A 25263-nucleotide genomic window follows, 5' to 3' on the forward strand; every position below is an offset into this window, starting at 1 on the left:
CGGGGTTTTGGTTTTTGCGGCGCGAAAACCCCCGGGTACCAACCCCCCCACCCACCCTGTCCCGCGGAGAAACCCCCCCCCCCCCCCCTCCCCCCCCCCCCCCCCCAGGGCCCCCCCCCCCCCCCCGGCCCCCGCTACGTCAGATCGAACTCGCCCGCGCGGGCGCCGTGGACGAAGGCTCCCCACTCCGCGGGTGTGAAGATCAGGGAAGGGCTCTCGGGGCGGCCGCTGTTGCGCATCGCGATGAAGCCTTCGACGAAGGCGATCTCCACGTCTCCGCGCCCCTCGCTGCTCGATCGCCAGTCCGCCGTGCTGAGGTCGAGCTGCGGCTTGTCCCAGCCCGCGAGCGGGTGTTGCTGAGTGGTGCTTTCGGCCACGTCCGTGCTCCTCCCGAGTGCGTCGTCCGGCGCCAGCCTAGCTTTCGCTCCCGGCGCCGGACAGGCCGCGACGGAAGGACCTCGTCCCCGCCGCGCGCCGAGCGGCCTCAGGTGGTGGGCGGCCGGTCCCCGACGAGCCACATCGAGAAGAACTGGGAACCGCCTCCGTAGGCGTGCCCGAGTGCTCGGCGGGCGCCGTCGACTTGGTGCTCGCCGGCCTGGCCGCGCACCTGAAGTGCCGCCTCGGCGAAGCGGATCATGCCGGAGGCGCCGATGGGGTTGGTCGACAGGACGCCGCCGGACATGTTCACCGGGAGGTCGCCGTCCAGTTCCGTCACGCCGGACTCGGTGAGCTTCCAGCCCTCGCCCTCCGCCGCGAAGCCGAGGTTCTCCAGCCACATCGGCTCGTACCAGGAGAACGGCACGTACATCTCCACGGCGTCGATCTCCCGGCGCGGGTCCGTGATCCCGGCCTGCCGGTAGACGTCGGCCGCACAGTCCTTGCCGGCCTGCGGGGAGACGAAGTCCTTGCCCGCGTGGAGCGTCGGCTCGCTGCGCATCGCGCCGCCGTGCATCCAGGCGGGTGGCCGGGGCGAACGGTCCGCGCCCGCCCGGTCGGTGAGGATCATCGCGCAGGCACCGTCGGAGGACGGGCAGGTCTCCGAGTAGCGGATCGGGTCCCAGAGCATCGGGGAGGCCTGGACCTTCTCCAGGGTGATGTCCTCCTCGTGGAGGTGGGCGTAGGGGTTCTTCAGGGCATTGCGGCGGTCCTTGTACGCGACGAGGGAGCCGACCGTGTCGGGGGCGCCGGTGCGTCGCATGTAGGCGCGCACGTGCGGGGCGAAGAATCCGCCCGCTCCCGCGAGGAGCGGCTGCTGGAAGGGGACGGGCAGGGAGAGCCCCCACATCGCGTTGGATTCCGACTGCTTTTCGAAGGCGAGGGTGAGGACGGTGCCGTGGACGCGGCCCGCGACGAGGTTGGCGGCGACGAGCGCCGTGGACCCGCCGACGGAGCCCGCGGTGTGGACGCGGAGCATGGGTTTGCCGACGGCACCGAGGGCGTCGGCGAGGTACAGCTCCGGCATCATGACGCCCTCGAAGAAGTCGGGAGCCTTGCCGATGACGACTGCGTCGATGTCGGACCAGGTCAACTCCGCGTCCGTCAGTGCGCGTTGCGCGGCCTCGCGGACCAGACCCGCGATCGACACGTCACGCCGGGCGGCCACGTGCTTGGTCTGGCCGATGCCGACGACGGCGACGGGCTCCTTGCCCACCGCCCCCTGGCGCACGGGCCCAGTGCCCACGGAAGTGCTCATCGGGCGTCTCCTTCCAGGACGGCGACCAGGTTCTGCTGCAGGCAGGGCCCGGAGGTGGCGTGGGCGACGGCCCGGTCCGAGGTGCCCCGGTGGATGCGGGCGGCTGCCTCGCCGAGCCGGATGAGTCCGGCGGCCATCACGGGGTTGGCGGCGAGCGCGCCGCCCGACGGGTTGACGGCGACGTCGTCGCCGAGGTCGAGGGCCTTGCGCAGGACGACCTCCTGCGAGGTGAAAGGCGCGTGCAACTCAGCGGTGTCGACGGGACGTTCGAAGACCCCGGCCCGCTCGGCGGCCAGCCGCGTGGACGGCGATTCGGTCAGGTCGCGCACGCCGAGGCCGTGGGCCTCGATGCGGTGGTCGATGCCCCGGATCCACGCCGGCCGCTCGCACAGGTCCCGGGCCCGTTCCCCGGCCGCGAGGATCACCGCCGCGGCCCCGTCGCCGATCGGCGGGCAGTCCCCGGTGCGCAGCGGGCGTACGACGTAGTCGCCCTGCGGGAGCGAACCGGTCAGCTGTGCGTGGGCGTTGGCGGCGCCGTCCGCACGGCTGCGGCTCGCGACCCCGGCGAGCATGGGCTCGTCGGTCTCGCCCGCGTCGATCAGCGCCTGGGCCTGGAGCGCGGCGAGGGCCACGGAGTCGGGCCAGAGCGGGGCGAGGTAGTACGGGTCGAGCTGGCGGGTCAGGACGTCGCGCACGGAGCCGGGCGAGGACTTGCCGTAGGAGTAGACGAGCGCGGTGTCGGCCTCGCCGGTCTGCAGCTTCACCCACGCCTCGTACAGCGCCCAGGCGCCGTCCATCTCGACGTGCGACTCGGAGATCGGCGGCCAGGCGCCCACGCCGTCGAGGGCCATGGTGAAGGAGAAGGCGCGGCCTGCGAGGTAGTCCGACGAGCCGGAGCAGGTGAAGCCGATGTCGCTGGTCTTCAGGCCGGTGGCGGCCAGCACTTCGTGCAGCACCGGCATGAGCATCTCGACCTCGGAGAGCTCGTCGGTGGTGCGCAGGTGGTCGCTCTGCCCGAAGGCGACGATGGCGACGTCGCGGGCGGGGCGCATCACGGACGGCTTGGGGGGCGCCATCTACACCAGCTCCTTGTACGAGTCGTAGTCGGCGTCGGGTTCGCCGGTGGGCCGGTAGTGGTCGGGGAAGCGGCCGCCCTCGGTCCAGACCGGTTCGACGCGCAGTCCCATGCGGACCTGGTCGTAGGGGATGCCCGCGATGCGTGCGTGCAGCGCGAGGTCGGCGCCGTCGAGGGCGATGTGCGCGTAGACGTAGGGGACTTCGATGTCGAGGTTCTTCGCCTTGATGTTGACGATGCAGTACGTCGTGACGGTGCCGCGCGGGCCGACCTCCACGCGCTCCGCCGTGGCGACGCCGCAGGTGGGGCAGGCACCGCGGGGCGGAACGTAGACCTTGCGGCAGGACGGGCAGCGTTCGCCGACCGTCCGCTGCTGGGAGAGGGCGTTGATGTAGGCCGACTGGGCGCGGCCCGGCGAGTAGGTGTAGTCGAGGCGCGCCGCCGCGACGATTCCGGTCACCGCGTCGGCGAACTGCCCGTTGTGCGCGACGGGTTGGGCTGCCTCGCCGTCCCCCTCGTACGCCTCGAAGCAGGCGATGTCCGTGATGGCGCCGCCGCGTTCGGCGGCCCAGCGGATGCGGACCCGCATGCCGGTGCGTACGGCGTCGGGGCCCGGTGCGTCGAGGGCGTGGAGGAGGGCGGTGTCGGCGCCGTCGAGCTTGACCAGGACCCAGGCGAAGGGGGTGTCGAGGGGCTGGCCGCGGCGGGGTTCGTGGTTCCAGGCCCAGGTGGTGACGGTGCCGGTCGCGGCGACCTCCACGAGGTCGCGGATCTCCTCGGCGGTCACGGGGTCGTACTCGACGGGCGGGACGAGGGTGCGGCCGTCGCCGGTCCTCACGCCGAGAACGGTGCGTTCGCGCAGACCGGTGAGGAAGGCGCTCTGCACGGGTCCGAGCGAGCGGGTGAAGGGGAATTCGACGACCAGAGGTGCGCGCAGCACCTCCGGGGAGGGGGCGGATGTCATTCGAGCACTCCGTTTCACGTGACGACGAGGGCGCCCCGGAAGGGGCGCGGGGACCCGTGCGACGGGCCGGGGCGGGCCAAGGGCGGGCTTCGGGCGCGAGGCGGCTACGCGCGCCGGAAGACCGGGGCCCGCTTCTCCGCGAAGGCCTTTGAGCCCTCCTTCGCGTCGGCCGTGTCGAAGACCGGCCACCCCCGCTTCAGCTCGGCCGCCAGACCGTCCGCCTCCGTCATCTCGGCGGTCTCGTACACGGAGGCCTTGACGGCCTCGACGGCGAGCGGCCCGCACGCGTTGATCTGGTCGGCGATGACCAGCGCCTCGTCCAGCGCGGTGCCGTCCGGGACGACGTGGCCCACCAGGCCGATCGCGGCGGCCTCGGACGCCGTGTAGGGGCGTCCGGTGAGGAGCATTTCGAGGGCGTGCGTACGGGGGATCTGGCGCGGCAGGCGGACCGTGGAGCCCCCGATCGGGAACAGTCCGCGCTTGACCTCGAAGAGGCCGAAGGTCGCCGATTGGCCCGCGACGCGGATGTCGGTCCCTTGCAGGATCTCCGTGCCGCCCGCCACGCAGTGACCCTCGACGGCTGCGATCACGGGCTTGCGGGGCCGGTGGTGGCGCAGCATGGCCTTCCAGTGCAGATCCGGGTCCTCCTTGAGCCGGTCCCGGTACTGCTCGCCCTCCATGCCCTTGCCCGCGAGGGCCTTGAGGTCCATGCCCGCACAGAACGAGCCGCCCGACCCGGTCAGCACGATCGAGCGGATCTCCTCGTCCTCGTCGGCCGCGAGCCATCCGTCGTAGAGGCCCACGAGCATCGCCAGCGACAGCGCGTTCTTCGCCTCGGGCCTGTTCAGCGTGAGTATCAGTGTGGCGCCTTCGCGCCGCACGGAGAGGTGTTCGGTCCCACCCATTGCCGTGCTCCCTCCATCGCCGGGCGTCCTGTCGCCGCCGGACCTGGAACAGGTTGCAGTAGCCGGGGAGTCAGTTCAATAGTTTTCTGACACTCAGTCAGTTTTCTTGCGCGGGGCCCCTTCCCACTTGTGGGTGCCTCTGCTCTGATGACCGCCAAGCGAGACGTCACTGGGGACGCCGGGGTCAGGAGGAGTGCGGTGGAGTACAACCTTGCCGACCTGTTCGAGTCGGTCGTCGACGTGGTCCCCGACCGCGAGGCACTGGTCTACATCGATCATCCCGGCACGGGGGCGGAGCAACACCTCACGTACGCCGCGCTCGACGCGGCGGCCAACCGCGTCGCCCACCACCTCATCGACAGCGGCCTGCGGCCGGGCGAGCACCTGGGCCTGCACCTGTACAACGGCGTCGAGTACCTGCAGACGGTGCTCGGCTGCCTCAAGGCGCGCCTGGTGCCCGTCAACGTCAACTACCGCTATGTGGAAGAAGAGTTGGTCTACCTCTACCGCGACGCGGACCTCGCGGCACTCGTCTTCGACGCCGAGTTCACCGAGCGCGTGGCGGCGGCACTGCCCCGCACGGAGAAGCTGCGGCACCTGATACGCGTGGGGGAACCGCCCGCCGGGGCTCCCCCGCTCGACGTGGTGGCCTTCGCCGACGCGGAGGCGGCCGGCTCACCGGAACGCGGTTTCGCGCCGCGCTCGGCCGACGACCTCTTCATCATCTACACGGGCGGCACGACGGGCATGCCCAAGGGCGTCATGTGGCGCCAGGAAGACCTGTTCTTCGCGGGCCTCTTCGGCGGCGAGCCGACGGGCGAGCCGGTCAAGCGGCCCGAGGAGCTGGCCGAGCGCGTCGCGGCGGGCGGCCCCGGCCTCACCTTCTTCCCCACTCCCCCGCTGATGCACGGCACGTCGACGCTGACGTCCTTCATCGCCTTCAACTACGGGCAGCGGGTCGCCCTGCACCGCAAGTACGTCCCCGAAGAGGTGCTGCGCACGATCGAGCGGGAGAAGGTGTCCAGCGTCTCGCTGGTCGGCGACGCGATGCTCAGGCCGCTCATCGACGCGCTGCGCGGCCCGCTCCGGGGCACCGACCTGTCGTCCCTGTTCAGCGTCTCCTCGTCCGGGGCGATCATGTCGGAGACGGTCCGCGCCCAGTTCCAGGACCTCGCCCCGAACGTGCTGCTCCTGAACAACTTCGGCTCCTCCGAGTCGGGCTCCAACGGCAAGGCGACGGACGACTCCGGCCCCGAGAAGGGCTTCCGCCTGGAGGTCAACGAACGCACCCAGGTGGTGGACCTGGCGACGCACGAGCCGGTCCCGGTGGGCGAGGTGGGCCGCCTCGCGCAGCGCGGCCACGTCCCGCTCGGCTACTACAACGACCCGGCGAAGACCGCGGAGACCTTCTTCCAGAAGGGCGGCGAGCGCTGGGTCCTGCTCGGCGACATGGCGACGGTCGACGAGGACGGCATCGTCACCGTGCTCGGACGCGGCTCGCAGTGCATCAACACGGGCGGCGAGAAGGTGTACCCGGAGGAGGTCGAGCAGGCCCTCAAGTCACACCCCGACGTGTACGACGCGCTGGTCGCGGGCGTCCCCGACGAGCGGTGGGGCAGCCGGGTCGCCGCCGTCGTCCAACTCCGCGGCGGAGCACCCGCATTGGACCTTGAGGCGGTACAGACCCACTGCCGGACGCTGCTCGCCGGCTACAAGATCCCGCGGGCCGTGGTCTTCACGGACAGCATCCAGCGCTCGCCGAGCGGGAAGGCCGACTACCGGTGGGCGAAGGCGGTGGCGGCGGGCGGCGGGACGTCCTGACCGGGACACCCTGAGCCCCGCACCCACGGCGAGTTCCGTCCCGGTGCCCCGCCGGAGGACTGTGCCCCGCCGAAGGACTGTGCCCCGCCGGAGGACCGCGCCCCGCCGGAAGGCCGGCCCAGGGCCGGTCTTCACACCCCTGCCGTCACCCGGAGGCCGGGCCCGCGGCGTCCGGTGCGTGCTCGCGTCGTGCCGGGCGGATGTCCTGCTCGACGCCGAGCACCGCGGCGGCCAGGTGGTCGCGGAACCAACGGTGCCCCGGGTCGGACGAGTTGCGGGGGTGCCAGGCCATCCCGAGCTCCGCGCGGTCCAGGTCGAGCGGGATGGGGAAGGACCGCAGCCCCAGTGCGGCGATGGTGCCCGGCAGCCAGCCGTCGGGGGCGAGGGCGACGAAATCGGTCTCGCGGGCGAGCATCATCGCGCTGGGGTGGCTGGGCACGACGACGGCGATGCGGCGCCGCAGGCCGAGCTCCGCCAGCGCGGCGTCGATGGGGCCCTGGCGCTTGCCGAGCCGGGAGATGCCGATGTGGTCGGCCGCGGCGAAGCGCCGGGCATCGATCCGCCCGTCGAAGAGGGGGTGCCCCTCACGGGCGACGCCCACCAGCCGCATCGTCGACAGCGCCCGGGTCCGGATCTCCGGGTCCAGGTGACCGAGCACACCCAACTCGACGTCCACCCAGCCCTGCCGCAGCGCGGGCCCGCCCTCCACGGCCTCGGGCAGGAAGACCACGTCCACGTGCGGGGCCTCGGCGTGGAGCCGGTCCGCCAGGGTCCCCGCGAGTCCGACCAGGAGCACGTCGGCGGCCTGCACGGTGAAGGTGCGCCGCAGGTGGACGGCGTCGAACCCCGCCCCGGGCCGCAGCACGTTGTCGCATCCTCGCAGCAGCGCGCCGACCTCCTCGCGCAGCTCCAGGGCCCGCGGCGTGGGGACCATCCCCTGCCCCGCGCGGACCAGCAGCGGATCGCCGACGGCACGGCGCAGGCGGGCCAGCGTGCGGCTCACCGCGGCGGGGGACGTGCCGAGCCGCTCGGCGGCGCGGGTCACGCTGTTGTCCTGGAGCAGCGCGTCCAGGACGCGCAGCAGGTTGAGGTCCATGGCCACGTGCGCGCTCCTGAACTGTGTTCTTACGCCTGGGTCAACGATCGGGCACTGATCCTTTCATGACTCGTGACTCGTGACTCAGGGCGCAGGGCTCAGTGCTCAGGGCGCAAGGCTCAGTGCTCAGGGATAAGGGATCAGGCCACCCAGTGCGGGCGCCAGGCGGCGGACGACGGCGCGGGCCCCTCGGCCCCGGCTGCGGCCATGCGCCGTACCGCCTCGCGCAGGGTGTCGGGCGCGAGGGTGAAAGGTATGCGGAGCCGCTGCTCGAAGACGCCCGGGTCGGTGGCGAAGCAGGAGCCGCTCTCGATCCGCACGCCGTGGCCGAGGGCCCGCTCCGCAACCGCCGAGGCGACCGGGTCCCCCAGGTCCACCCAGAGCGAGAGACCGCCGGGCGGCAGCCGCCAAGTCCACCTCGGGAAGTGCTCGGTCAGGGCGGCGGCGAGCGCGGCGCGCTGGGCGCGCAGCTGTGCGAGGCGGGGCGGCAGCAGCTCGTCCGCCCGGTCGAGGAGGTCGAGCGCGAGGAGCTGGTCGAGCACCGAGCCGCCCATGTCGGTGGCGACGCGCTGCCCGGCGAGTTCGGTCACCACGCGAGCGGGGGCCCGCAGCCAGCCGATGCGCAGGCCGGCCCAGTGGGTCTTGCTCATGGAGCCGACGGTGATGAGCTGTCCCGCGCCGCCGGGCGCCGCGTGAGAGGCGAAGGGGGGCGGCGCGGGTACGTCGAGGGCGAGTTCGGCGAGGGTCTCGTCGACGACGAGCCAGCCGCCGGACCGCTGGGCCGCGCGCAGCACCCCACCCCGGTCCGCCTCGGGCATCAGACAGCCGGTCGGATTGTGGAAGTCGGGTATCAGATAGGCGAGTTGGGGCACGGTCTGACGGAACGCCGACTCGACGATGCCGATGTCCCAGCCCTGGTCGGTCACCGGCACCGAGACCGTGCGCAGCCGGGCGCGCCGCATGGCCTCCAGGGCGTTCGGGTACGAGGGGTTCTCCGTCAGGACGCGGTCGCCGGGACCGCACAGAAGGCCCAGGACGAGGGTCAGCGCGTGCTGGGCGCCCGAGGTCACCAGGATCTGCTCGGGCACGGTGGCGAGACCGCGCCGGGTGTAGCGCTCCGCGACGGCGGCACGGAGGTCCGGCAGTCCGTAGGGGTGGTAGCCGGGGGTGTCCGCGTGCCCGGCCAGCCGCGGCGCGATCCGGACGAGGGTGTCCGACAGTTCCCGCTCAGGAAGCCCGGGTGCGGCCCTGGCCAGGTCGATCGCGGTGTCCTCGGCCGCGAGGAGCCGACGGACGCCGCTGGGGGCACGGCCCTCGGGCAGCGCCGTCCAGGTACCGGCGCCCTGACGGCTGTGGGCATATCCGCTCTCGCGCAGCAGGTCGTACACGGCGGTGACCGTGGTTCTGCTGGTGCCGAGGGCGGCGGCCAGCTCCCGTTCGGCGGGGAGCCTGACGTGCAGCGCGATGCGCCCGTCGAGGATCAGGTCGCCGATCGCCCGGGCGAGGTGGCGGTAGGCGGGCCGCCTGGCCGCCGGGTCGGGCAGCATCGCGGCGAGCTGCCGGCTGCCCAGCGTCCGCTCCGTGCGCACTGCCGCTTCGCCGACAGGACGCTCCGCTCTCGCTGCGACCACACCATTCTCCTGGGATTGGCTGTGTTTTCCGGGCCAATCACTCTACAGAGTTGCCGCAATGGCCTTGAAGGCGTGGCATCGGCCTTCAAGGAGCGCACGTTCATGAACCGCGTGTACGAGGGCGCGCACACGCATGACGCGCCCTCGTACACGCATTCGCACACCGGCACGGAGGCACCCCGACCATGCGGCAGGACATCTCGTACGTCCCTCTTCGCGAAAGCCCCTGGAGACGACTTCCCCAGCTCCTCATCGGGCTCGCCCTGTACGGCTTCAGCCTCTCCCTCCTGGTCCGGGCCGCCCTGGGCCTGAATCCGTGGAGTGCCCTGAACGAGGGCCTGGAGCGCCGCACACCGCTCAGCTTCGGCATGATCAGTGCCGTCGTCGGGGTGCTCGTCCTGCTGCTCTGGATACCTCTGAAGCAGCGGCCGGCGTTCGGCACCTTCGCCAACATCGCCGTGCTGGCCCTCTCCTGCGACCTCGGCCTGTACGTCGTTCCCGAGAACCTCGGCCTGCCCGCCCGGATCGGGCTGCTCGGCGGCGGCGTGGTGCTCAACGGCCTGTCCGTGGCCGTCTACGTCGGCGCACGCTTCGGCCCCGGCCCCCGCGACGGCCTGATGACCGGTGCGGCCGCACTGACCGGCCACTCGCTGCGAAGGGTCCGTACCGTCATCGAACTGGCCGTGCTCGCGGTCGGCTGGCTGCTCGGCGGGACGGTCGGCGCCGGCACGGTGCTGTACGCCGTGGCGGTCGGCACCGTCACCCAGCACTGCATGCCGTGGTTCGCCTGCCGCGTGCCCCGCGACCGCCCCCGGCTCTCAGCCCGCGCAGACTGACCGCAGCGCCCGGCCCAGGGCGGCGGAGTGCAGGGCGTCGAGCCGGTCCGCGTGCCGCACGCGCAGGGCCGCGGCGGTCAGCACAGGCCCGCAGTACGGCGCCGTTCGGGCGCTCGCGGACGCGGCGATGCCCCGCACCAGCGCGCCGTTGACGCGGTTGATCTCCGCACGGACCTCCGCGAGGTCGGGGCGCTCCGTGGGGGCCTGCGACGGGTCGGCGTCCCAGCGCCGGAACAGCCCGCGCTGGACGACCTTGTTGGCCTCGATCTGGTCGCGGAAGACCCGCACGGTCGCGACCGGGTCGGCGCCGGCCTCCTTCGCCTGCGTGGCCACCGCGTCGAGGACCTGTCGCTCGCGGGCCGGGTCGTCGATGGGGCTGTCGGTGCCGTACTTGGCGGCGGCGACGAGATCGGCGGTGGCCAGGCGCTGTGCGGACAGGCCGGCGAGCGGGTGGAGTTGTGCGTAGGGGCCTGCGGACGGGGTGGCCGCGGCGCGGGGAGCGGTGTCCGCGACGGCCGTGCCGCCTCCTCCCGTGAGCAGAGCGGCGCCCAGGACACCGGCGACGAGCAGGCTGCGGGCGGGAGTGGCGAAGCGCACGGCGGTTCCCCCTGGGGGTCGGTGACGGACGTCGTCGGCCGCGGGTGACGGTGATCGCTCACGGCCGACGGCCATCGTACGAGCGCCTGGCGCGCCCCGCGCCGCATGCGGGGCGGGCGGGCCCTCAGTCCTGTGCGAGGAAACCCGCGACCCGCCGCGCGAACCACTCCGGGTCGTCCAGCCACGGGAAGTGTCCGCCGCGCGGCTGCACTTGGCGTACGCCGTGCGGGAAGAGACCGGCGAACTCCTCGGCGTGCGCGGGGTTCGGGCCGCCGTCCCACTCCCCCGCGAGGACGAGGACCGGCGCGGACAGGGACCGCAGCGCGGCGCGGGTGGCGGGCGGGTCGAAGGCGCCCTCCGCGTAGAAGGCGGCCGCCGCTTCCGCGTTCTTCTCGGTGGCGCTCGCCGCGCGGTGCGCCTGGGCGGCGGCGTCCCAGCGTCCGTAGGCGAGGGGCGCGAGGGCGTCCCACACCTCGGCGGGGCTGCGTCCTGCCGCGATCTCCCGCAACGCCGCGTCGGCCGCCGGGAACCAGGGCTCGTCCGCACGCAGCGCTGCCGCCTCGCGATGGTCCTGGTCGGTGACGGTGAGGCCGACGGCGTGCGTGCCCGGGGCGACCAGGACGAGGGTGCGGATCCGCTGCGGATGGCGGGCCGCGTAGAGCGTGGCGATGTTGCCGGACGCCGAGTGGCCGAGCAAGTCGACCCGTGCGAGTCCCAGGTGTGCGCGCAGGGCCTCGACGTCGTCGACGAGCCGGTCGCAGCGGTACGTCGCCGGATCGTCCGGCACCGCGGAGTCATCGGTGCCGCGCAGGTCGAGCAGGATCAGACGGCGGTTCGCGGTGAGGCCGCCCAGGTCGCCGAGGTAGGCGGCGGCGCGCATGGGACCGCCCGGCAGACACACCAGCGGCTCGCCGTCCCCCTTCTCGTGGTAGGCGAGCTCCGTCCCGTCGTATGCGCTGAATGTCGGCATGGGGATGATCATCACATTCCGCGTCCCGCCCGGGCAACGCCGTCCGGACGCCACCGTCCCGGCCTGGCCCATGACGGTGGCCCATGCCCTCGCGCCGCAGCTCGAAGCAGCGGCGCGCGATCTCTTGACGCCCACCTCAGGGCCTGGATTACTGAGCTCACCAGAAGATCGACGACCGAATGATCGGTCGCCCGTTGACGACGGGAGCATTCCCTATGACGCGTATGCCGCCACTGCTGGACGCGGCGGAACGGCTCGGCCCCCGCGAGCTCCGGGCCCTGCAGTTGGAGCGCCTCCAGGACACCCTGCTGCACGCGTACGAGAACGTCCCGTTCTACCGGGCGGCGTTCGACAAGGCGGGCCTCCGGCCCGACGACTGCCGTTCGCTCGCCGACCTGGCACGGTTCCCGTTCACCACCAAGGACGACCTGCGGGCCAACTACCCGTTCGGGATGTTCGCGGTGGAGCAGTCCGAGGTCCGCCGCCTGCACGCCTCCAGCGGCACGACCGGACTCCCGACGGTCGTCGGCTACACGGAGCAGGACCTCTCCATGTGGGCGGACGTGGTCGCGCGATCGATCCGGGCCGCGGGCGGCCGCCCCGGCGACAAGGTCCATGTGGCGTACGGGTACGGCCTGTTCACCGGCGGCCTGGGCGCGCACTACGGCGCGGAACGGCTGGGGTGCACGGTGATCCCCGCCTCCGGCGGCATGACCGCGCGCCAGGTGCGGCTGATCCAGGACTTCCGCCCCGAGATCATCATGGTGACCCCGTCGTACATGCTCACGCTCCTGGAGGAGTTCGAGCGGCAGGGCGTGGATCCCCGTTCGACATCACTGCGGGTCGGCATCTTCGGCGCGGAGCCGTGGACGGAGGAGATGCGGCGGGAGATCGAGGAGCGCTTCGCGATCGACGCCGTCGACATCTACGGCCTCTCGGAGGTGATCGGCCCGGGAGTCGCGCAGGAGTGCGTGGAGACCAAGGACGGGCTGCACATCTGGGAGGACCACTTCTACCCCGAGGTCGTGGACCCGTTCACGGGCGAGGTCCTGCCGGACGGCGAGCGCGGCGAGCTGGTGTTCACCGGACTGACGAAGGAGGCCATGCCCGTGATCCGTTACCGGACACGGGACCTGACCCGGCTGCTGCCCGGCACGGCGCGGGTCTTCCGGCGGATGGAGAAGGTGACGGGCCGCAGCGACGACATGGTGATCCTGCGGGGCGTCAACCTCTTTCCCACCCAGGTCGAGGAGATCGTTCTGCGCACGGCGGGCGTCGCCCCGCACTTCCAGCTGCGTCTGACGCGCGAGGGCCGCATGGACGCCCTGACGGTACGGGCCGAGGCCCGCCCGGACACACCGCCGGAGCGCCGCGCCGCCGCGGCCCGGGAGATCGCGGCGGCGGTCAAGGACGGCATCGGTGTCTCGGTCGGCGTGGAGATCGTCGACCCGGAGACGCTGGAGCGGTCGGTCGGCAAGTTCAAGCGGATCGTCGACCTGCGGGGCTGAGGAGCCGATCCGCGGCGCCGAGGCGGCTGGCACGCGACGACCTTGAGCGGGAGGGCACCGTTCATGGCACGCCGTCCGGGGGCGGGCAGGGCTCGACCACGGTGGCAACGGGGCCCGGCCCCGCCCCCGGCCCGGCGGGCGCCGAGTTCGCCTTGGTGACCGCGGCCTCCAACTGCCGTCGCACGGCGTCGGGCAGGGCGCCTCCCTGGACGGCGCCCACGACGTCACCGGCCAGCAGGTGCAGCTTGGTGTTCGTGTTCTGCGAGGCGGTGACCAGCACGTCCCAGGCCGCCTCGGGGCTCAGGTTGAAGGAGGACATGAGGATGCCGCGGGCCAGGTCGATGGTCGGCCGCGTCCGCATGGCCCGTCGCAGCTGGGCGACCACGACGCGCAGCTCCTGATCGGACTCCTCCCGGGGCATCTCATGAACGACCGGGCACACTCCGATCCCGGCCGGCTCGTCCACGTCGTCCGCCGTGCCTCCCTCCTCCTCCTTGCCCTTTTCGCCGGCGGGTACGAAAAGGTGGCGGGTGCCGGTCAGTTCGAGCAGCCGGTCCACCATGGGGCTGCTGACGGTGATGACGACGGTCTTGCCCATCTTCAGGGCCTGTTCACGCAGCCTGATCAGGACGTTGAGGCCGGAGCAGTCGCAGAACTCCACATCGCGCAGGTCCAGGTCGATGCCGCCGTCCGCGTGGGTGAGGGCGAGACAGAGATCGGGCCGCAGCCGCTTGACCGTGTGCAGGTCGAGATCGCCCCGCACCATCATGACCCTCCGGACCCCGCCCGGCACGGGAGAGACAGGAGGCGTCGGCCGGGGCGCCACGACGCGGCTCCCCGGGCCATGGACCACGCCCTCGCCTGCGAGGGGATGCCGAGAGCGTGTGGGGTCCGGCATGACCTCTCCCTCTCCTCGTTCCCTGCCACCGCCATCAGGCTGCCCGCCACGGCCCACACCCGTCAACTGATACCTGAAATTGAGTACGTGTTTTTGAAAACGTGCATGCCAAGTCATAGAGTTGACTCATGGATGGAGTGCCTGAGCCACATACCGGATGGACTTTTCTCACCAACCACGCGCGCGTGCTGGCGGTCATCGCCGACGACCACAACGCCCGCATCCGTGACATCGCCGCTCACTGCCGGCTCACCGAACGCGCTGTCCAGAAGATCATCGCGGACCTGGAGCAGGACGGTTATCTCTCCCACACCAAGGAGGGGCGGAGCAACGCCTACCGGATCGACCCCAGCAGGGTGCTGCGCCACCCGGCCGAATCCGACCTCTCCGTAGCCTCCCTGCTCTCCCTGCTCGCCCGGGACGAGGCCGACCGCGCCAACTCGACCGAGGGCGGCGGACGCCACCACGCCACGACCTGACCGCGGTGGGGAACCGCCCGGGCCGGACCGGGTCAGACCTCGCCGAACCGTTCCCGCAGCTCCCTCTTGAGGATCTTCCCGCTCGCGTTGCGCGGCAGCTCGTCCACGAACAGCACCCGCTTGGGCGCCTTGAAATGGGCGAGCTTCTCGCGCGCGTGGGCGATGAGTGAGGCCTCGGTCAGCACGTTGTCGCCGTCACCGCCGTCGCCGCGTACGACGACGGCGGTGACCGCCTCGATCCACCGCTCGTCCGGCAGACCGATCACGGCCGCCTCCGCGACGCCCGGATGCTCGTACAGCGCGTCCTCGACCTGCCGCGACGCGACGAGGACTCCCCCGGAGTTGATGACGTCCTTGACCCGGTCGACGACCGTGAAGTAGCCCTCCGCGTCCCGCACCGCGAGGTCCCCCGAGTGGAACCAGCCGTCGCGGAACGCCTCCGCCGTCTCCGCCGGTCTGTCCCAGTAGCCCTCGCACAACTGCGGTGAGCGGTAGACGACTTCGCCCCGGGTGCCGTCCGGCACCTCCCTGCCGCCCTCGTCGACGACGCGCGCCTCGACGAACAGGACGGGGCGGCCGCAGGAATCCATCCGCCCCTCGTGCTCCTCGGGCCCGAGGACCGTGGCGAGCGGGCCGATCTCGCTCTGCCCGAAGCAGTTGTAGAACGCGAGTCCCGGCAGCCGGGCGCGCAGCCGCTCCAGGACGGGTACCGGCATGATCGACGCCCCGTAGTAGGCCTTGCGCAGCGCCGCGAGGTCGCGGGTGGCGAAGCCGGGGTGGCGGGAGAGACCGATCCACACGGTGGGCGGCGCGAAGAGGCTGTCGGCGCGGCCCGCCTCGACGAGGTCGAAGATCTGCTCGGCGTCGGGCCCGTCGATGACGGTGTTCTCGGCGCCGACCGCGAGGTAGGGCATGAGGAAGACGTGCATCTGCGCCGAGTGGTACAGGGGCAGCGAGTGGACGGGCCGGTCGCTCTCCCTGAGGTCGAGGGCCGTGATCGCGCTGACGTACTCGTGGACCAGGGCCCGGTGGGAGAGCATGGCGCCCTTGGGCAGCGCCGTGGTGCCGGAGGTGTAGAGCAGTTGCGCCAGGTCGTCGACGCGGGGCCCGTCCCCGCCGTACGGCGGCGCTGTGGCGAGCCGTGTGAGCAGGCAGTCGTTGGTGTCGCGCAGGGCCAGTACGGGGGTGGCGGACGGCAGGCGTCCGGCGATGTCGGGGTCGGCGAGGACCAGGGAGCTGCCGGACTGCCGGACGATGTACGCGAGGTCCTCACCGGTCAGGTTCTGGTTGACCGGCACGTGGATCAGACCCGCCCGCGCACAAGCGAGGAAGCCGATCAGATAGGCGTCGGAGTTGTGGGCGTAGGCGCCGACGCGGTCCCCGTGGCCCAGGCCGCTCTCGCGCAGGGCGCCGGCCGCGCGCGACACGGCGTCGTCGAGTTCCCCGTACGTCCAGGACCGTTCGCCGTAGCGCAGTGCCGTGCGCCGCGGTGAGCGGCGCGCGCTGCGCCTGAGGACTCCGTCGACCGTGTTGTCGCGTACACCCGTCATGGCGTGATCCTCCGGGCCGCGCGCCGCCCCGGTCAAGGTCCACCGCACGGGACGTGCCGAGGGACGCCCCACATGACCAACCGCTTGGCACGCTCAACGCTCCCGGCACTTCGGCCCCGACGCCTCTCCCGGCGCCGCGCCGTCCTCGGCGTCCACCAACCTCGGCAGCGACCTGTGCTTCCGCGGCGTGCGGGAGGCCGGGACGGTGGAGAAGCTGCTCGGCCCACCGGCGCCCGCAGGACCGAGCCGCCGGTTCAGGGAGCTCATGCGGGGCTTCGCCGCGGGCTGCCACGCCTGGCTGAAGCGGAACCGCATCACCGACACGGCCTGCGCGAAGGCCGACTGGGTCCGCCCGATCACCGCGCTCGACGTGGCACGGCAGGGCTTCGCCGTGCAGGTGCTCGGCGGGCAGGGGCGCGGGATCGACGGCATCACGTCCGCCACCCCGCCGGGCTCGACGGACAAGGACCGCTCGGCCGATTTTGGCCGCACGGCGAAGGCCGCCCGCGAGATGTTCTCCACGCAGGACGCCGACATGGGCTCCAACGCCGTCGCGTTCACCGGGAAGACCACAGCGAACGGCACGGGCCTGCTGCTGGGCACCCCGCACTGCCCCTGGCAGGGCGGCCGACGCTTCTGGCAGTCGCAGGAGACCATCCCCGGTGAACTCACCGTGTCCGGCGACTCGTTGCTCCTCTTCAACCACGCCCCCGCAGGCAGTCGCCGTCGGCAGGCCCGGGCCCCCGCGTACCATGCCGCTCTCACGAATGACGGCCCCGGCCTGCCGTGCCGCCGCCCAGAGGCCGCAAGATCGACTTTCACGAATCGTCGGTTCTCCGGGACGCCGGCCGCCGTGGCCCGTTCAGGTCCCGGACGTCCGCTTTTCGCGGAAGATGTTCTTGACTCCGAGGGCCCAGCGGTAGGAGTCGTTCTGGGTGTAGTAGTCGATCGGCGCCCAGTTGTAGCGGTTCGCAGTCATCCAGGGGTCGCCCCAGTAGAGGGACTTGGTGGCCGTGTCGTACCCGAAGATCAGGTGGGCGTGGCCGCCGCCATTGGTCCAGTTGATGCCGCTGTAAACCGGTCGGCCCGCGTCGATCTCCGACTTGACCTGGTCGAAGCTGAGCGGCTTGCCGTACTGCTGGCCCGGCTTGATCCCGGCGGCGCGCAGGGCGGTCTGCTCCTGCCTCAAACTGGCCGGCTTGTTCACACAGGGCCAGTTGAGCAGCCACGAGTGTGCATTCTTGCCGTGGCCCATGTTGCAGAACTGGTTCTGGGTGAAATTCCGGCCCCAGAACTGGGCGAGCGTGGAACCGCTGGCCGCCCAGCACCACTCGTCGTGCTCCTGTTTGCGCATGGCGATGGGCAGCAGCTTGGCGGTCCTGGAGCTGTTGCGTGCCTCGTCGAAGGTGGTGCCGCCGCCGAGGCCCTCGGGCAGGGAGGCGGAACGGGGGGCTGACGGATCCGTCCGCTTGGCGGCGGGTTTCTTGCCGGGGCCGACGTTGACCAGGGTGGCAGTCAGCCGGTACTCGGAGTTCTTGAGGACGGTATGGAAGTCGCCCCAGTTGTAGCGGGAGGCGGTGGGCCAGGAGTCGGCCCAGTAGATCCAGTTCTTGGCGGCGTCGTAGCCGTAGGCGACCAGGGTGTGCGAGACGTCGCTGCCCGGTGCCTCCAGGTGGCCGATGACGGGCCGGCCCGCGTCGATCTCGGCACGGAGGCGCTCGAAGGTGAATTTGCGGGCGGACAGCTTGCTGCCGGTGACTCCGGAGGCCTCCAGCGCGTCGCGGATGTCGCGGATGTCACCGCCGCGCCTGCGGCAGTCCTCGCCAGGCGCCTTCTTCTCCGCCACCTTGCGGCACAGGTCCTTCTGGGAGATCGGCTTGCCGTAGTACGCGGCGACGGAGGACGCTACCGCCACCCAGTCCCACGAAGGGGATTCCTGGGCCTGCTGTTCGAGCCGCAGGACGCGCGCGGACGCCCGGTCGGCGGCGGGTGCGTCGGCCCAGGTCTGGCTGTGCTGCACGGGCGGCGGCGTGGGGTCGGCGGCCGGCGGCGCCGCGCTCGCGACTGCCGGGCTCAGAAGTGCGGCGACGGTGACGGCGGCCGCGCATGCGGTGGCCCTTCGAGGGTGCTTCATCTGGGTGCCCTTCGGATGATCCATATCGGACGTGACGAAATGTCATCAGGAAACCCATATCAGCATATGTCCATCACAGGCCCTCTCCCCTTGAGCCATGTGGCCGACTGGAAGGGCCCGTTAACCTCACCGTTTCAGTTGGCGAGGTTGACCCCTATGGCCGATCGCCCTCCTGGAGCCCGATCTCCGGCTGGGCTGTTACCTCTGTGCGCGGGCTGCGGGCTGCGGGCTGCGGGCTGGGGTGCCGTACGCGGCGACGCGGCATGACGACCGAAGTCATCGCGTACGAGAAGCGGACCGGGTGAGGCCTTCGTACCGTCAAACAGCCCGGCACGCGATGCATTCATTCTTATATCTGATTATCTGACACGAGTAAGAGCAGCAGGGAATTTCTTGCGGCGGAGGTTCGCAGGCGACTGGCGCGAATGTCTTCGGTTGGGGCCGCGATGTGTGAACTCGGGCCTCCAAGGTAAAACTTGAAGTATCGATCGCAGTCGCCCTTGTCAGGGGCTGCACGTAAAGTCGAGGGGGTCCAGCCATGGAATCGTTGCCCGAGGCACGTCTGCGAGAAATGATGCAAGACGTCCTAGCCAGGCAAGGGAAAACGCTACCCGACCGGGACGACGCATCACTGCGCGAAGTCGGGTTCCGGTCCCTGGACTTCTCCGAAGTGGCGATCCGCGTGGAGACGGAGATCGGCAGGGAGCTCAACTTCGACGCCCCGGGACTCCGTGACATTGTCACACTGCAGGACGCCCTGGAATACCTGGCCAGGATCCAGACCGCGTGACTGCGCAAGCATTCGGAAACAGCATCGTAGCTCCGGGATTCCGGGGAACGTGGCGTGACCTGCCCGATGTACAGGTCACGGGCCGCGTGGCTCTGGTCAGCGCCTCCACTCGGGAAATGCTGGCGGCGGCGTTCGCACAGAAGAGACGAGGGGCCGGAGAACTCCTCATCATGGCGCGAGAACGCGCGGACGACCGGCTTCTCGACGACCTGCGCCGGGAAGGATTCACCGTACAAGGCATCGGGAGCGCTCCCCTACGTCCGTACGAGCGCGGGCAGCCGCTGTCCCCCGGGCGGATATGGCTCACCACCAGTGGCAGTACCGGGCGACCTAAACTGCTCACCCACACCTACGCCTCGCTGACCACCGTCGCAGCACCGCCGCCCCCGCATCGGTGGCTGTTGCCATTCTCGCCCGGCACCTACGCCTGGTGGCAGCTGGTCACCCTGTCCCTCGCGCACCCGGGCCAGGACCTGGTCGTCGCACCCACCCCAGAGCCGGCCGACTGGCTGCCGCTCGCCGCGGCGGAGCGCGTGAACGCACTGTCCGCGACACCCACCTTCTGGCGGCTGGCACTGACTGCCGGAGGCAAGAGCCTGGGCGCACTCGCGCTGCAGCAGATCACCCTCGGAGGGGAACCCGTCGACCAGACGCTCCTCGACCGGCTGGCGGCCGAGTTCCCCGCCGCACGGATCAGTTGGATATACGCATCGACCGAAGCTGGTATCTGCGTTGTCGTCCATGACGGCAAGGCCGGGTTCCCCGCATCCTGGCTCACCCGCACACCCGTCAAGGGGCGCCCCCAATTGCGTATCGACAACGGCGAATTGCACGTACGCACCCCCCACACCGCCACCGAGCTTACCGGCTGGATCACCACGGGTGACCGCGCCGAGGTACGAGAGGGACGGGTCCTACTGACCGGGCGTCTCGGACGCGACGAGATCAACGTGGGCGGCCTCAAAGTCTGCGCCGACGCGGTACGCGAGGTGCTCGTTGCCCACCCGGCGATCGGCTGGGCCCGGGTACAGGGCCGCACTGCGCCCCTGGTCGGCCAGCTGGTCACCGCCGACATCGTCACCACCGATGACGTCAGCGAGTCGGAGTTGCGGGCCTGGTGCGCCGACCGGCTTCCCGAGCATGCCGTGCCCCGCGTCCTGAACAACCTGGACACCGTCCCCCTCACAGAAACCCTCAAGAGCCGTGACTGATGCCGTGTCCGATACGGAAGTACGTCCCGCCGCCCGCTCGGTGCTCGTCACCGGAGGCTCACGCGGGCTCGGCCTCACCTTGGTCTCCGGTCTGCTTGCCGAAGGTATCCGTGTTGCCACCTGTGCCCGGACCCTTACACCCGGCCTGCGCGCGCTCGCGGATGACCATCCGGACTCCTTTTACTGCGCGGCACTCGACGCCCGGGACGATGCCGCGCTCGCTGCCCTCGTGCAGGCTGCCGACGAGCGCATCGGCCCCCTCGACGGCCTGGTCCACAATGCCGCCATGGGGCAGGACTCGTTGCTCGTCCACACGTCGGCGGAGAGCGCCGAGGAGATCGTCCGCACCAACCTCATGGTCCCGGTCCTGCTCACGCGGCTGTTCCTTCGGCAGCTCTTGCCCACCGGAGTACCCGGCCGGATTGTGTTCATCACGTCGGTCTGCGCCCGGCGCGGCTATGCGGGACTGAGCGTGTACTCCGCCACGAAGGGCGCCCTGGAGGCCATGGCACGCTCCCTGGCCCGCGAGTTGCACGGCCGGGCGCTGGTCAACTGCGTGGCCCCAGGATTCTTCGCCTCCGAGATGTCGTCCGCCCTCGGCCACGGGGAGCTGGATGCGATCGTCCGGCGCACTCCTACACGGCGCATGACCGAGGCGGGGCATCTGCTGCCCGTTGTTCGCGGTCTCCTGCTCGACGACACCAACGTGAACGGACAGGTGCTCACTGTCGACGGCGGCGCGGGGATCTGACGAGGTGACGCCCCTCACGACTCCCTTGCCCTCTCCGGTACTGCGCGAGGCACAGCACTGCACGCGCGTGCTGGGCCCGGGCCGGTCCCTCAGCCGCGCCGGCACCCGAAGCCACCTCCCTGATGGCCGTACCGTCGAGTGGCAGGCCGGACCGCTGACCTCGGGCTTACGCGTTGCCGTCGACGCCGAACTCGCCGACCGGCCCGTGCCGGACGCCTTGGCCACGGCCTTCGGCGTCACGCGGGCGGCGGCGTTCTGGCCTGCCTGGACCCGCGTCGAGACCGGCTGCAAGCTGCTCGACATTCCCCTGCTGCGGTGGTTGCGCCGCAGCGGTCTGCGCCCGCCGATCGCCTCGCTGCTCACCCTCCACCATTGGCACGGTCTGGTCGTCACGTGGGGCGTGCATGCTCAAGGAGCCCAGAAATGATCCCGTACGAAGAGCGCATCGCCCTCATCTTCCGCTGTATGGACGTGGAAGAGAACGGTGTGCTGCAGCGCACCGATTACCTGCGCCGGGCCCTGCACATCGCTACGGCGGCGGGCATCAGTCCCTATGGACCGCTCTCCCTCCGGCTGACCGAGCACTATCTGCGGTTGTGGGACGCGGTGCGGGACAGCACCGGCGGCCTCGACCGGGTCGCCAGGGAAGCCTTCGTCTCCTCTGTGATCGGCTCGATGCACCGTCCGGGCGCCTTCGACTGGGCTATGAGGCCATTGTGTGATGCCATCTTCGATGCCTGCGACACCAACGGCGATGGCCACCTCACCCTGGAGGAGTTCACGGCCTTCACCGAGACGCTCGTCGTGCCACCGGACACAGCTCGCGTCGTGTACGACGGCGCCGACCGCAACTGCGACGGTGTCCTGTCCCGTGCCGAGTTCATCCGCCTCAACAGAGAGCTGTACTGCAGCCCTGATCCTGCCGTGCCCGGTGCTCTGCTTGCCGGAAGCTGAAGGGCCGGGAGGGGACGCCATGTCGGAACGTCCCGCTACTTCCGATTACCACGGCCCTGTCGATTTGATGCGTGATAGCGGGTACGGCGTAGTGCGTGGCCGGTGGCATGATCTGGTTGTGGGGATCATGGTCAATCAGGCGGTACGCGCACATCGACTGTTCACAGGGATCTCTCGGCGTCATCTCGCCTGCCTGGTCACGGATTTGGCAGCGACCTGGCGGGCCGGACTTGAGGGCCGAGGGCATGCTGCGGGGGGCGGGATCCGCAAGCGGGCCGAAGGCGCCGGAGCCCACCATCAGCTGGTGTTCGAGGCCTCTGCGGTCGGAGAGGCAGCCGTGTAACCCGTGCCTCGCCCAACGACTCGGGGCTGCTGACGAGTCGCACATCGTCAGCATCGGCATTGGGTGCGGCTCTTCTGAAGTGACGTTCGGGATCAGGCTGTGAGCTTGTACTTCTGCTGGTCAGGGCCGGGGTAGAGGCATCGATGTTCCCGGGCCATGTGGTAGCTCCAGTAGTCGTCGACGTCGCTGTTCATGATCAGTTCGCGGAGTTGGAGGACGGCTTCGGCTCCGTCGAGTCCCAGCGGGCGCCGGTGATGTCGAGGCGGTCGGCGATCAGGTGGCGGCAGGCTCCTTCGACGGCGCCGGTGGCGATCGGCCAGCCCGCCGTGAGGGCGGTGTCGTAGTGGAGTTGGTCGAGGTGGCTGGTGAGGTAGCGGTGGCAGGTGGTGACGGCCTCCCGGCGGGCTGCGGGAAGCTGTGCGGCTACGGCCTGGGCGGTCATCTCGGCAGCGGCTCGATCGGCTTGTCCGGCGGGGATCGCGGTGAGTTTGTCCGCGGCCCAGGTCTCGGCCTCGCGACTGCCCGGTTGATGGAAGGCGTGCGCGGCCGTCCAGCAATACTCCGCGACATGCACGAAGTCGAGCAGGACGCGCAGGCGGACGCCTCGGCCACCGTCTCCCGCGTGACCCGCAACCGCTCCAGCCCCTCCCGGCCTGCCCCAACTGTGCCGATACGAGAGCGAGTTCTGCCTCAAGCTCTTCCACCCGCACCCGGGCGGCCGCCTCCCGAGCCGCCAACTCCTCGAACAGCGACCCCATCCGGCCCCCTCCACCCTCACGGTAGAGACACGCAGCCCCGGCTACATCCGGATCAGCGAACCGTGCGGCACAAGCTAATGGAGGCGTCTCAACTGGACCAGCGTGAGCAAGGTCCGCGGATTCGGCTCGACGTACGCGGCACGTACCGAGTACTGTCCCGGCTCCAGTTCCACACGCAGATGGTTCTCCGGCTCCAGCTCATCGCCGGGCCAAGCCGAGTCGAACAGGACCACAGGTCCCGGAACATCCCAGAACTGTTCAGGTTCCCAGGCAGCAGCAGCGAGCGCGGCATCCATACTCCCGAGAAGTTCCTCCTCGGATTCCGCAGCACCCCACCGCACGAACACCCTGTGCTCGGGGAGGAACGACGTCGAGGCGGGATCATCGCCAAGGACCAGGGCCCACGACTGTCCGACCGCGATCAAGTCGGCGTAGGCGTCGACGGCACACGCTCTGTCGTAATCGTCCTCCGGCCAGTCGCCGTCCACGCCGGACCACGAAGCCAACGCCACCTCGGGCACCACGATCAACGGCCCGCCACCGGACTCCACCCACTCAACCGCACCTGGATCTGGATATCTCGCCATGCAGGAAAGCTACAGACCACGTACAGGTGGAGTGTAGTTCGCCCTGTTCGATGAACGGCTCCCTTCAGAGGAGCCGCACCCATCGGAGATGGAGGCCCTCACATGCCCGGTACCCGCCGCGTGAGCCAGTACCCCGACCCCGGAACCTTCCAGCTCTGCGTCTTCTGCTCCTCCGCACCTGCCGTGCTACGGCGGTACGCGCGCATCACGGACACCATCGGCCCCGCGATCGCCACGAACGGCTGGGGACTGCTGTGGGGCGGGCAATGCTCCGCCCTGATGGGCGTCCTCGGCCGAGCACCGCGTCACGCCGGTGCACCGACCACCGGCGTGGTGTGCCGTTCCCTGTTGGCCGACGCCGACCAGGAGGCGGGCCAGCTGATCATCACCGACGACCTGAGCGAACGCAGGCAACAGATGGCGCAGTTGGCTGATGCCTTCCTGGTGTTGCCCGGCGGCTTGGGCACCTGCGAGGAGTTCCTCGGCGTGTGGAGCAGCAGGGTCGTGGACGAGCACCGGCACCCCGTCGTCGTCCTCGACCCGGACGGCCACTACGGGCCGCTGCGTGCCTGAACGGCGGGCCTGATATCACCTCGGCCGCCGTCATGAGCCGCACGCAGCACGGCACAGCCCAACTCGTGGCCCACGGCGACGGAACACTGGCCGGGATCCGCATGGCCGAGCTGGTGTTGCACCGCGTATGCGGAACGGACCTGCGGCTGGAGCGACACGTCGTCGACGGGACATGTGTGAGCGACGGCACCGTCGTCCTGACCGCCCACGGGCAGGTACGCGGCCTGCTCACAGCGGAGCGGACCGCACTCCACTTCCTCGGCCACCTGAGCGGGATCGCGACCCTCACCCGGCGCTGGGCCGATGCGATCGCGGGAACCCGAGCGGTGGTACGCGACACCCGCAAGACCACCCCGGGCCTGAGGATGCTGGAGAAGTACGCGGTGCGCTGCGGCGGGGGCGCCAATCATCGGATGAGCCTCTCGGGCATGGTCATGATCAAAGACAACCATGTGGTGGCGGCTGGTGGCGTCGTGGAAGCGTTCCGGGCGGTGCGTTCCCGATGGCCCGACAAACCGGTGGATGCAGAGGCGGACCACCTAGACCAGATGATGCGGCTGATCGACGCCGGAGCCGACCTCATCCTCTTGGACAACATGTCCGTCGCTGACGTCGGTCACGCGGTGCGGATGGTGTCCGGCCAGGCCCGGTTGAAAGCCTCCGGAGGCCTCACCCTCGATACGGCCCGGCCCATGGCCGAGACCGGGGTCGACTACCTGGCTGTGGGGCCCTCACCCACTCAGCACCTGTTCTGGACATGGGAATGGACTTACGGCACGCAAGCACCTGACAACCGGGGTGCCTGTGAGGCGTTGCTGGGCTGTGAGCTCTGTACGAGCCCACGGCCCAGGAACGAAAGGAGCCATCCTTCCCACCGACCTCGCTGTCGGCCCACACCTTCCACTAAGCCCACGCAACCTCCCCACCGCACGGGTCCGCGCCCAAGTTCGTTGCACACTAAGGCCTGTTGCAGGAGGCTGCGAACTGGGCATTCCCGTGTATGGGCGCGGTGTTGCGGACTGATCCGGTGTGGGTTGTGTTGAGCACACCTTCGCCCAAAGAGCTGGAAAATCCTCCGCGACCGCCGCCGGAGGGGCGGCTGGCGGCACCGCACAGGACGGGTGGTTGGGTGGCCCGGG

General features: G+C 70.7%; 24 protein-coding genes and 2 pseudogenes. 12 read left to right on the plus strand and 14 right to left on the minus strand.

Annotated features, from left to right (window positions below):
• Positions 1–134: 134 nt before the first annotated feature.
• The 5 genes from ACZ592_RS24180 to ACZ592_RS24200 all read right to left on the minus strand — a co-directional run bounded on the left by ACZ592_RS24180 (position 135) and on the right by ACZ592_RS24200 (position 4637).
• Complete coding sequence (locus ACZ592_RS24180; RefSeq protein WP_471583699.1) at positions 135–377, minus strand: DUF397 domain-containing protein; 243 nt, start codon at positions 375–377, stop codon at positions 135–137.
• 107 nt (positions 378–484) lie between these two features.
• On the minus strand, positions 485–1651 hold the full coding sequence (locus ACZ592_RS24185; protein WP_471583978.1) for a thiolase domain-containing protein: 1167 nt from the start codon (positions 1649–1651) through the stop codon (positions 485–487).
• A gap of 38 nt (positions 1652–1689) precedes the next feature.
• Positions 1690–2769, minus strand: a complete 1080-nt coding sequence (locus ACZ592_RS24190) for a thiolase domain-containing protein (protein ID WP_471583700.1) — start codon at positions 2767–2769, stop codon at positions 1690–1692.
• Positions 2770–3732 (minus strand): Zn-ribbon domain-containing OB-fold protein, encoded by a 963-nt coding sequence (locus ACZ592_RS24195; protein ID WP_471583701.1) that lies wholly within the window; start codon positions 3730–3732, stop codon positions 2770–2772. It lies immediately after the preceding gene.
• Positions 3733–3836: 104 nt separating this feature from the next.
• Positions 3837–4637 carry a crotonase/enoyl-CoA hydratase family protein gene (locus ACZ592_RS24200; RefSeq protein ID WP_471583702.1) on the minus strand — a complete coding sequence of 267 codons (801 nt, stop codon included), beginning with the start codon at positions 4635–4637 and terminating at the stop codon, positions 3837–3839.
• A 198-nt stretch (positions 4638–4835) separates the two neighbouring features.
• On the opposite strand from ACZ592_RS24200, the gene ACZ592_RS24205 reads away from it, so the two are divergent.
• Entirely contained in the window at positions 4836–6458 is a 1623-nt protein-coding gene (locus ACZ592_RS24205; RefSeq protein WP_471583703.1) for an acyl-CoA synthetase, read from the plus strand.
• 145 nt (positions 6459–6603) lie between these two features.
• Here ACZ592_RS24205 and ACZ592_RS24210 read toward each other — a convergent pair whose 3' ends face one another.
• Entirely contained in the window at positions 6604–7554 is a 951-nt protein-coding gene (locus tag ACZ592_RS24210; protein WP_471583979.1) for a LysR family transcriptional regulator, read from the minus strand.
• A 140-nt stretch (positions 7555–7694) separates the two neighbouring features.
• Positions 7695–9185, minus strand: a complete 1491-nt coding sequence (gene yczR, locus ACZ592_RS24215) for a MocR-like transcription factor YczR (RefSeq protein ID WP_471583704.1) — start codon at positions 9183–9185, stop codon at positions 7695–7697.
• 185 nt (positions 9186–9370) lie between these two features.
• Between yczR and yczE the strand changes: the two genes are divergently transcribed.
• Positions 9371–10021 carry a membrane protein YczE gene (gene yczE / locus ACZ592_RS24220; protein WP_471583705.1) on the plus strand — a complete coding sequence of 217 codons (651 nt, stop codon included), beginning with the start codon at positions 9371–9373 and terminating at the stop codon, positions 10019–10021.
• Here yczE and ACZ592_RS24225 read toward each other — a convergent pair.
• Entirely contained in the window at positions 10004–10618 is a 615-nt protein-coding gene (locus ACZ592_RS24225) for a chorismate mutase (protein ID WP_471583706.1), read from the minus strand. The genes yczE and ACZ592_RS24225 overlap by 18 nt on opposite strands.
• Positions 10619–10742: 124 nt before the next feature.
• Positions 10743–11588 (minus strand): alpha/beta fold hydrolase, encoded by an 846-nt coding sequence (locus ACZ592_RS24230; RefSeq protein ID WP_471583707.1) that lies wholly within the window; start codon positions 11586–11588, stop codon positions 10743–10745.
• Positions 11589–11812: 224 nt separating this feature from the next.
• Here ACZ592_RS24230 and paaK point away from each other — a divergent pair, with 224 nt between their 5' ends.
• Positions 11813–13096 (plus strand): phenylacetate--CoA ligase PaaK, encoded by a 1284-nt coding sequence (gene paaK, locus ACZ592_RS24235; RefSeq protein ID WP_471583980.1) that lies wholly within the window; start codon positions 11813–11815, stop codon positions 13094–13096.
• Between the two features lie 61 nt (positions 13097–13157).
• Here paaK and ACZ592_RS24240 read toward each other — a convergent pair whose 3' ends face one another.
• Positions 13158–13865, minus strand: a complete 708-nt coding sequence (locus ACZ592_RS24240) for an anti-sigma factor antagonist (RefSeq protein WP_471583708.1) — start codon at positions 13863–13865, stop codon at positions 13158–13160.
• A gap of 257 nt (positions 13866–14122) precedes the next feature.
• Here ACZ592_RS24240 and ACZ592_RS24245 point away from each other — a divergent pair, with 257 nt between their 5' ends.
• The gene (locus ACZ592_RS24245; RefSeq protein WP_471583709.1) at positions 14123–14473 is read left to right on the plus strand and encodes a helix-turn-helix transcriptional regulator; all 351 of its coding nucleotides are present in this window, start codon (positions 14123–14125) and stop codon (positions 14471–14473) included.
• Positions 14474–14505: 32 nt separating this feature from the next.
• Here the strand turns inward: ACZ592_RS24245 and ACZ592_RS24250 are convergent, their stop codons facing one another.
• Complete coding sequence (locus tag ACZ592_RS24250) at positions 14506–16023, minus strand: acyl-CoA synthetase (RefSeq protein WP_471583710.1); 1518 nt, start codon at positions 16021–16023, stop codon at positions 14506–14508.
• Positions 16024–16117: 94 nt separating this feature from the next.
• Here ACZ592_RS24250 and ACZ592_RS24255 point away from each other — a divergent pair.
• A pseudogene (locus ACZ592_RS24255) lies at positions 16118–16717 on the plus strand (penicillin acylase family protein); the annotation flags it as partial.
• 168 nt (positions 16718–16885) lie between these two features.
• Here the strand turns inward: ACZ592_RS24255 and ACZ592_RS24260 are convergent.
• Positions 16886–18157, minus strand: coding sequence for a papain-like cysteine protease family protein (locus ACZ592_RS24260; protein ID WP_471583711.1), 1272 nt, complete (start codon positions 18155–18157; stop codon positions 16886–16888).
• A 538-nt stretch (positions 18158–18695) separates the two neighbouring features.
• Between ACZ592_RS24260 and ACZ592_RS24265 the strand changes: the two genes are divergently transcribed.
• Genes ACZ592_RS24265 through ACZ592_RS24285 form a run of 5 tightly spaced genes read left to right on the plus strand, consistent with a single transcriptional unit; the run spans position 18696 to position 21863 of the window.
• The gene (locus ACZ592_RS24265; RefSeq protein WP_471583712.1) at positions 18696–18947 is read left to right on the plus strand and encodes a phosphopantetheine-binding protein; all 252 of its coding nucleotides are present in this window, start codon (positions 18696–18698) and stop codon (positions 18945–18947) included.
• Entirely contained in the window at positions 18944–20158 is a 1215-nt protein-coding gene (locus ACZ592_RS24270; RefSeq protein WP_471583713.1) for an AMP-binding protein, read from the plus strand. Before ACZ592_RS24265 ends, ACZ592_RS24270 begins: the two co-directional genes overlap by 4 nt.
• Positions 20151–20909 carry an SDR family NAD(P)-dependent oxidoreductase gene (locus ACZ592_RS24275; RefSeq protein WP_471583714.1) on the plus strand — a complete coding sequence of 253 codons (759 nt, stop codon included), beginning with the start codon at positions 20151–20153 and terminating at the stop codon, positions 20907–20909. Before ACZ592_RS24270 ends, ACZ592_RS24275 begins: the two co-directional genes overlap by 8 nt.
• A 25-nt stretch (positions 20910–20934) precedes the next feature.
• On the plus strand, positions 20935–21336 hold the full coding sequence (locus ACZ592_RS24280) for a hypothetical protein (RefSeq protein WP_471583715.1): 402 nt from the start codon (positions 20935–20937) through the stop codon (positions 21334–21336).
• On the plus strand, positions 21333–21863 hold the full coding sequence (locus ACZ592_RS24285) for an EF-hand domain-containing protein (protein ID WP_471583716.1): 531 nt from the start codon (positions 21333–21335) through the stop codon (positions 21861–21863). Before ACZ592_RS24280 ends, ACZ592_RS24285 begins: the two co-directional genes overlap by 4 nt.
• A gap of 435 nt (positions 21864–22298) precedes the next feature.
• Here ACZ592_RS24285 and ACZ592_RS24290 read toward each other — a convergent pair.
• Positions 22299–22813, minus strand: a pseudogene (locus ACZ592_RS24290) (ISKra4 family transposase); the annotation flags it as partial.
• Between the two features lie 225 nt (positions 22814–23038).
• A complete protein-coding gene (locus ACZ592_RS24295) occupies positions 23039–23551 on the minus strand; it encodes an Imm21 family immunity protein (protein WP_471583717.1) in 513 nt (170 codons plus the stop codon).
• Positions 23552–23653: 102 nt separating this feature from the next.
• Here ACZ592_RS24295 and ACZ592_RS24300 point away from each other — a divergent pair, with 102 nt between their 5' ends.
• Both ACZ592_RS24300 and nadC read left to right on the plus strand, forming a co-directional pair.
• Complete coding sequence (locus ACZ592_RS24300; protein ID WP_471583718.1) at positions 23654–24124, plus strand: TIGR00730 family Rossman fold protein; 471 nt, start codon at positions 23654–23656, stop codon at positions 24122–24124.
• Positions 24125–24156: 32 nt separating this feature from the next.
• Positions 24157–25167, plus strand: a complete 1011-nt coding sequence (nadC, locus tag ACZ592_RS24305) for a carboxylating nicotinate-nucleotide diphosphorylase (RefSeq protein WP_471583719.1) — start codon at positions 24157–24159, stop codon at positions 25165–25167.
• Positions 25168–25263: the final 96 nt, after the last annotated feature.

The sequence above is a fragment of the Streptomyces sp. NPDC040622 genome (genome assembly GCF_055593965.1).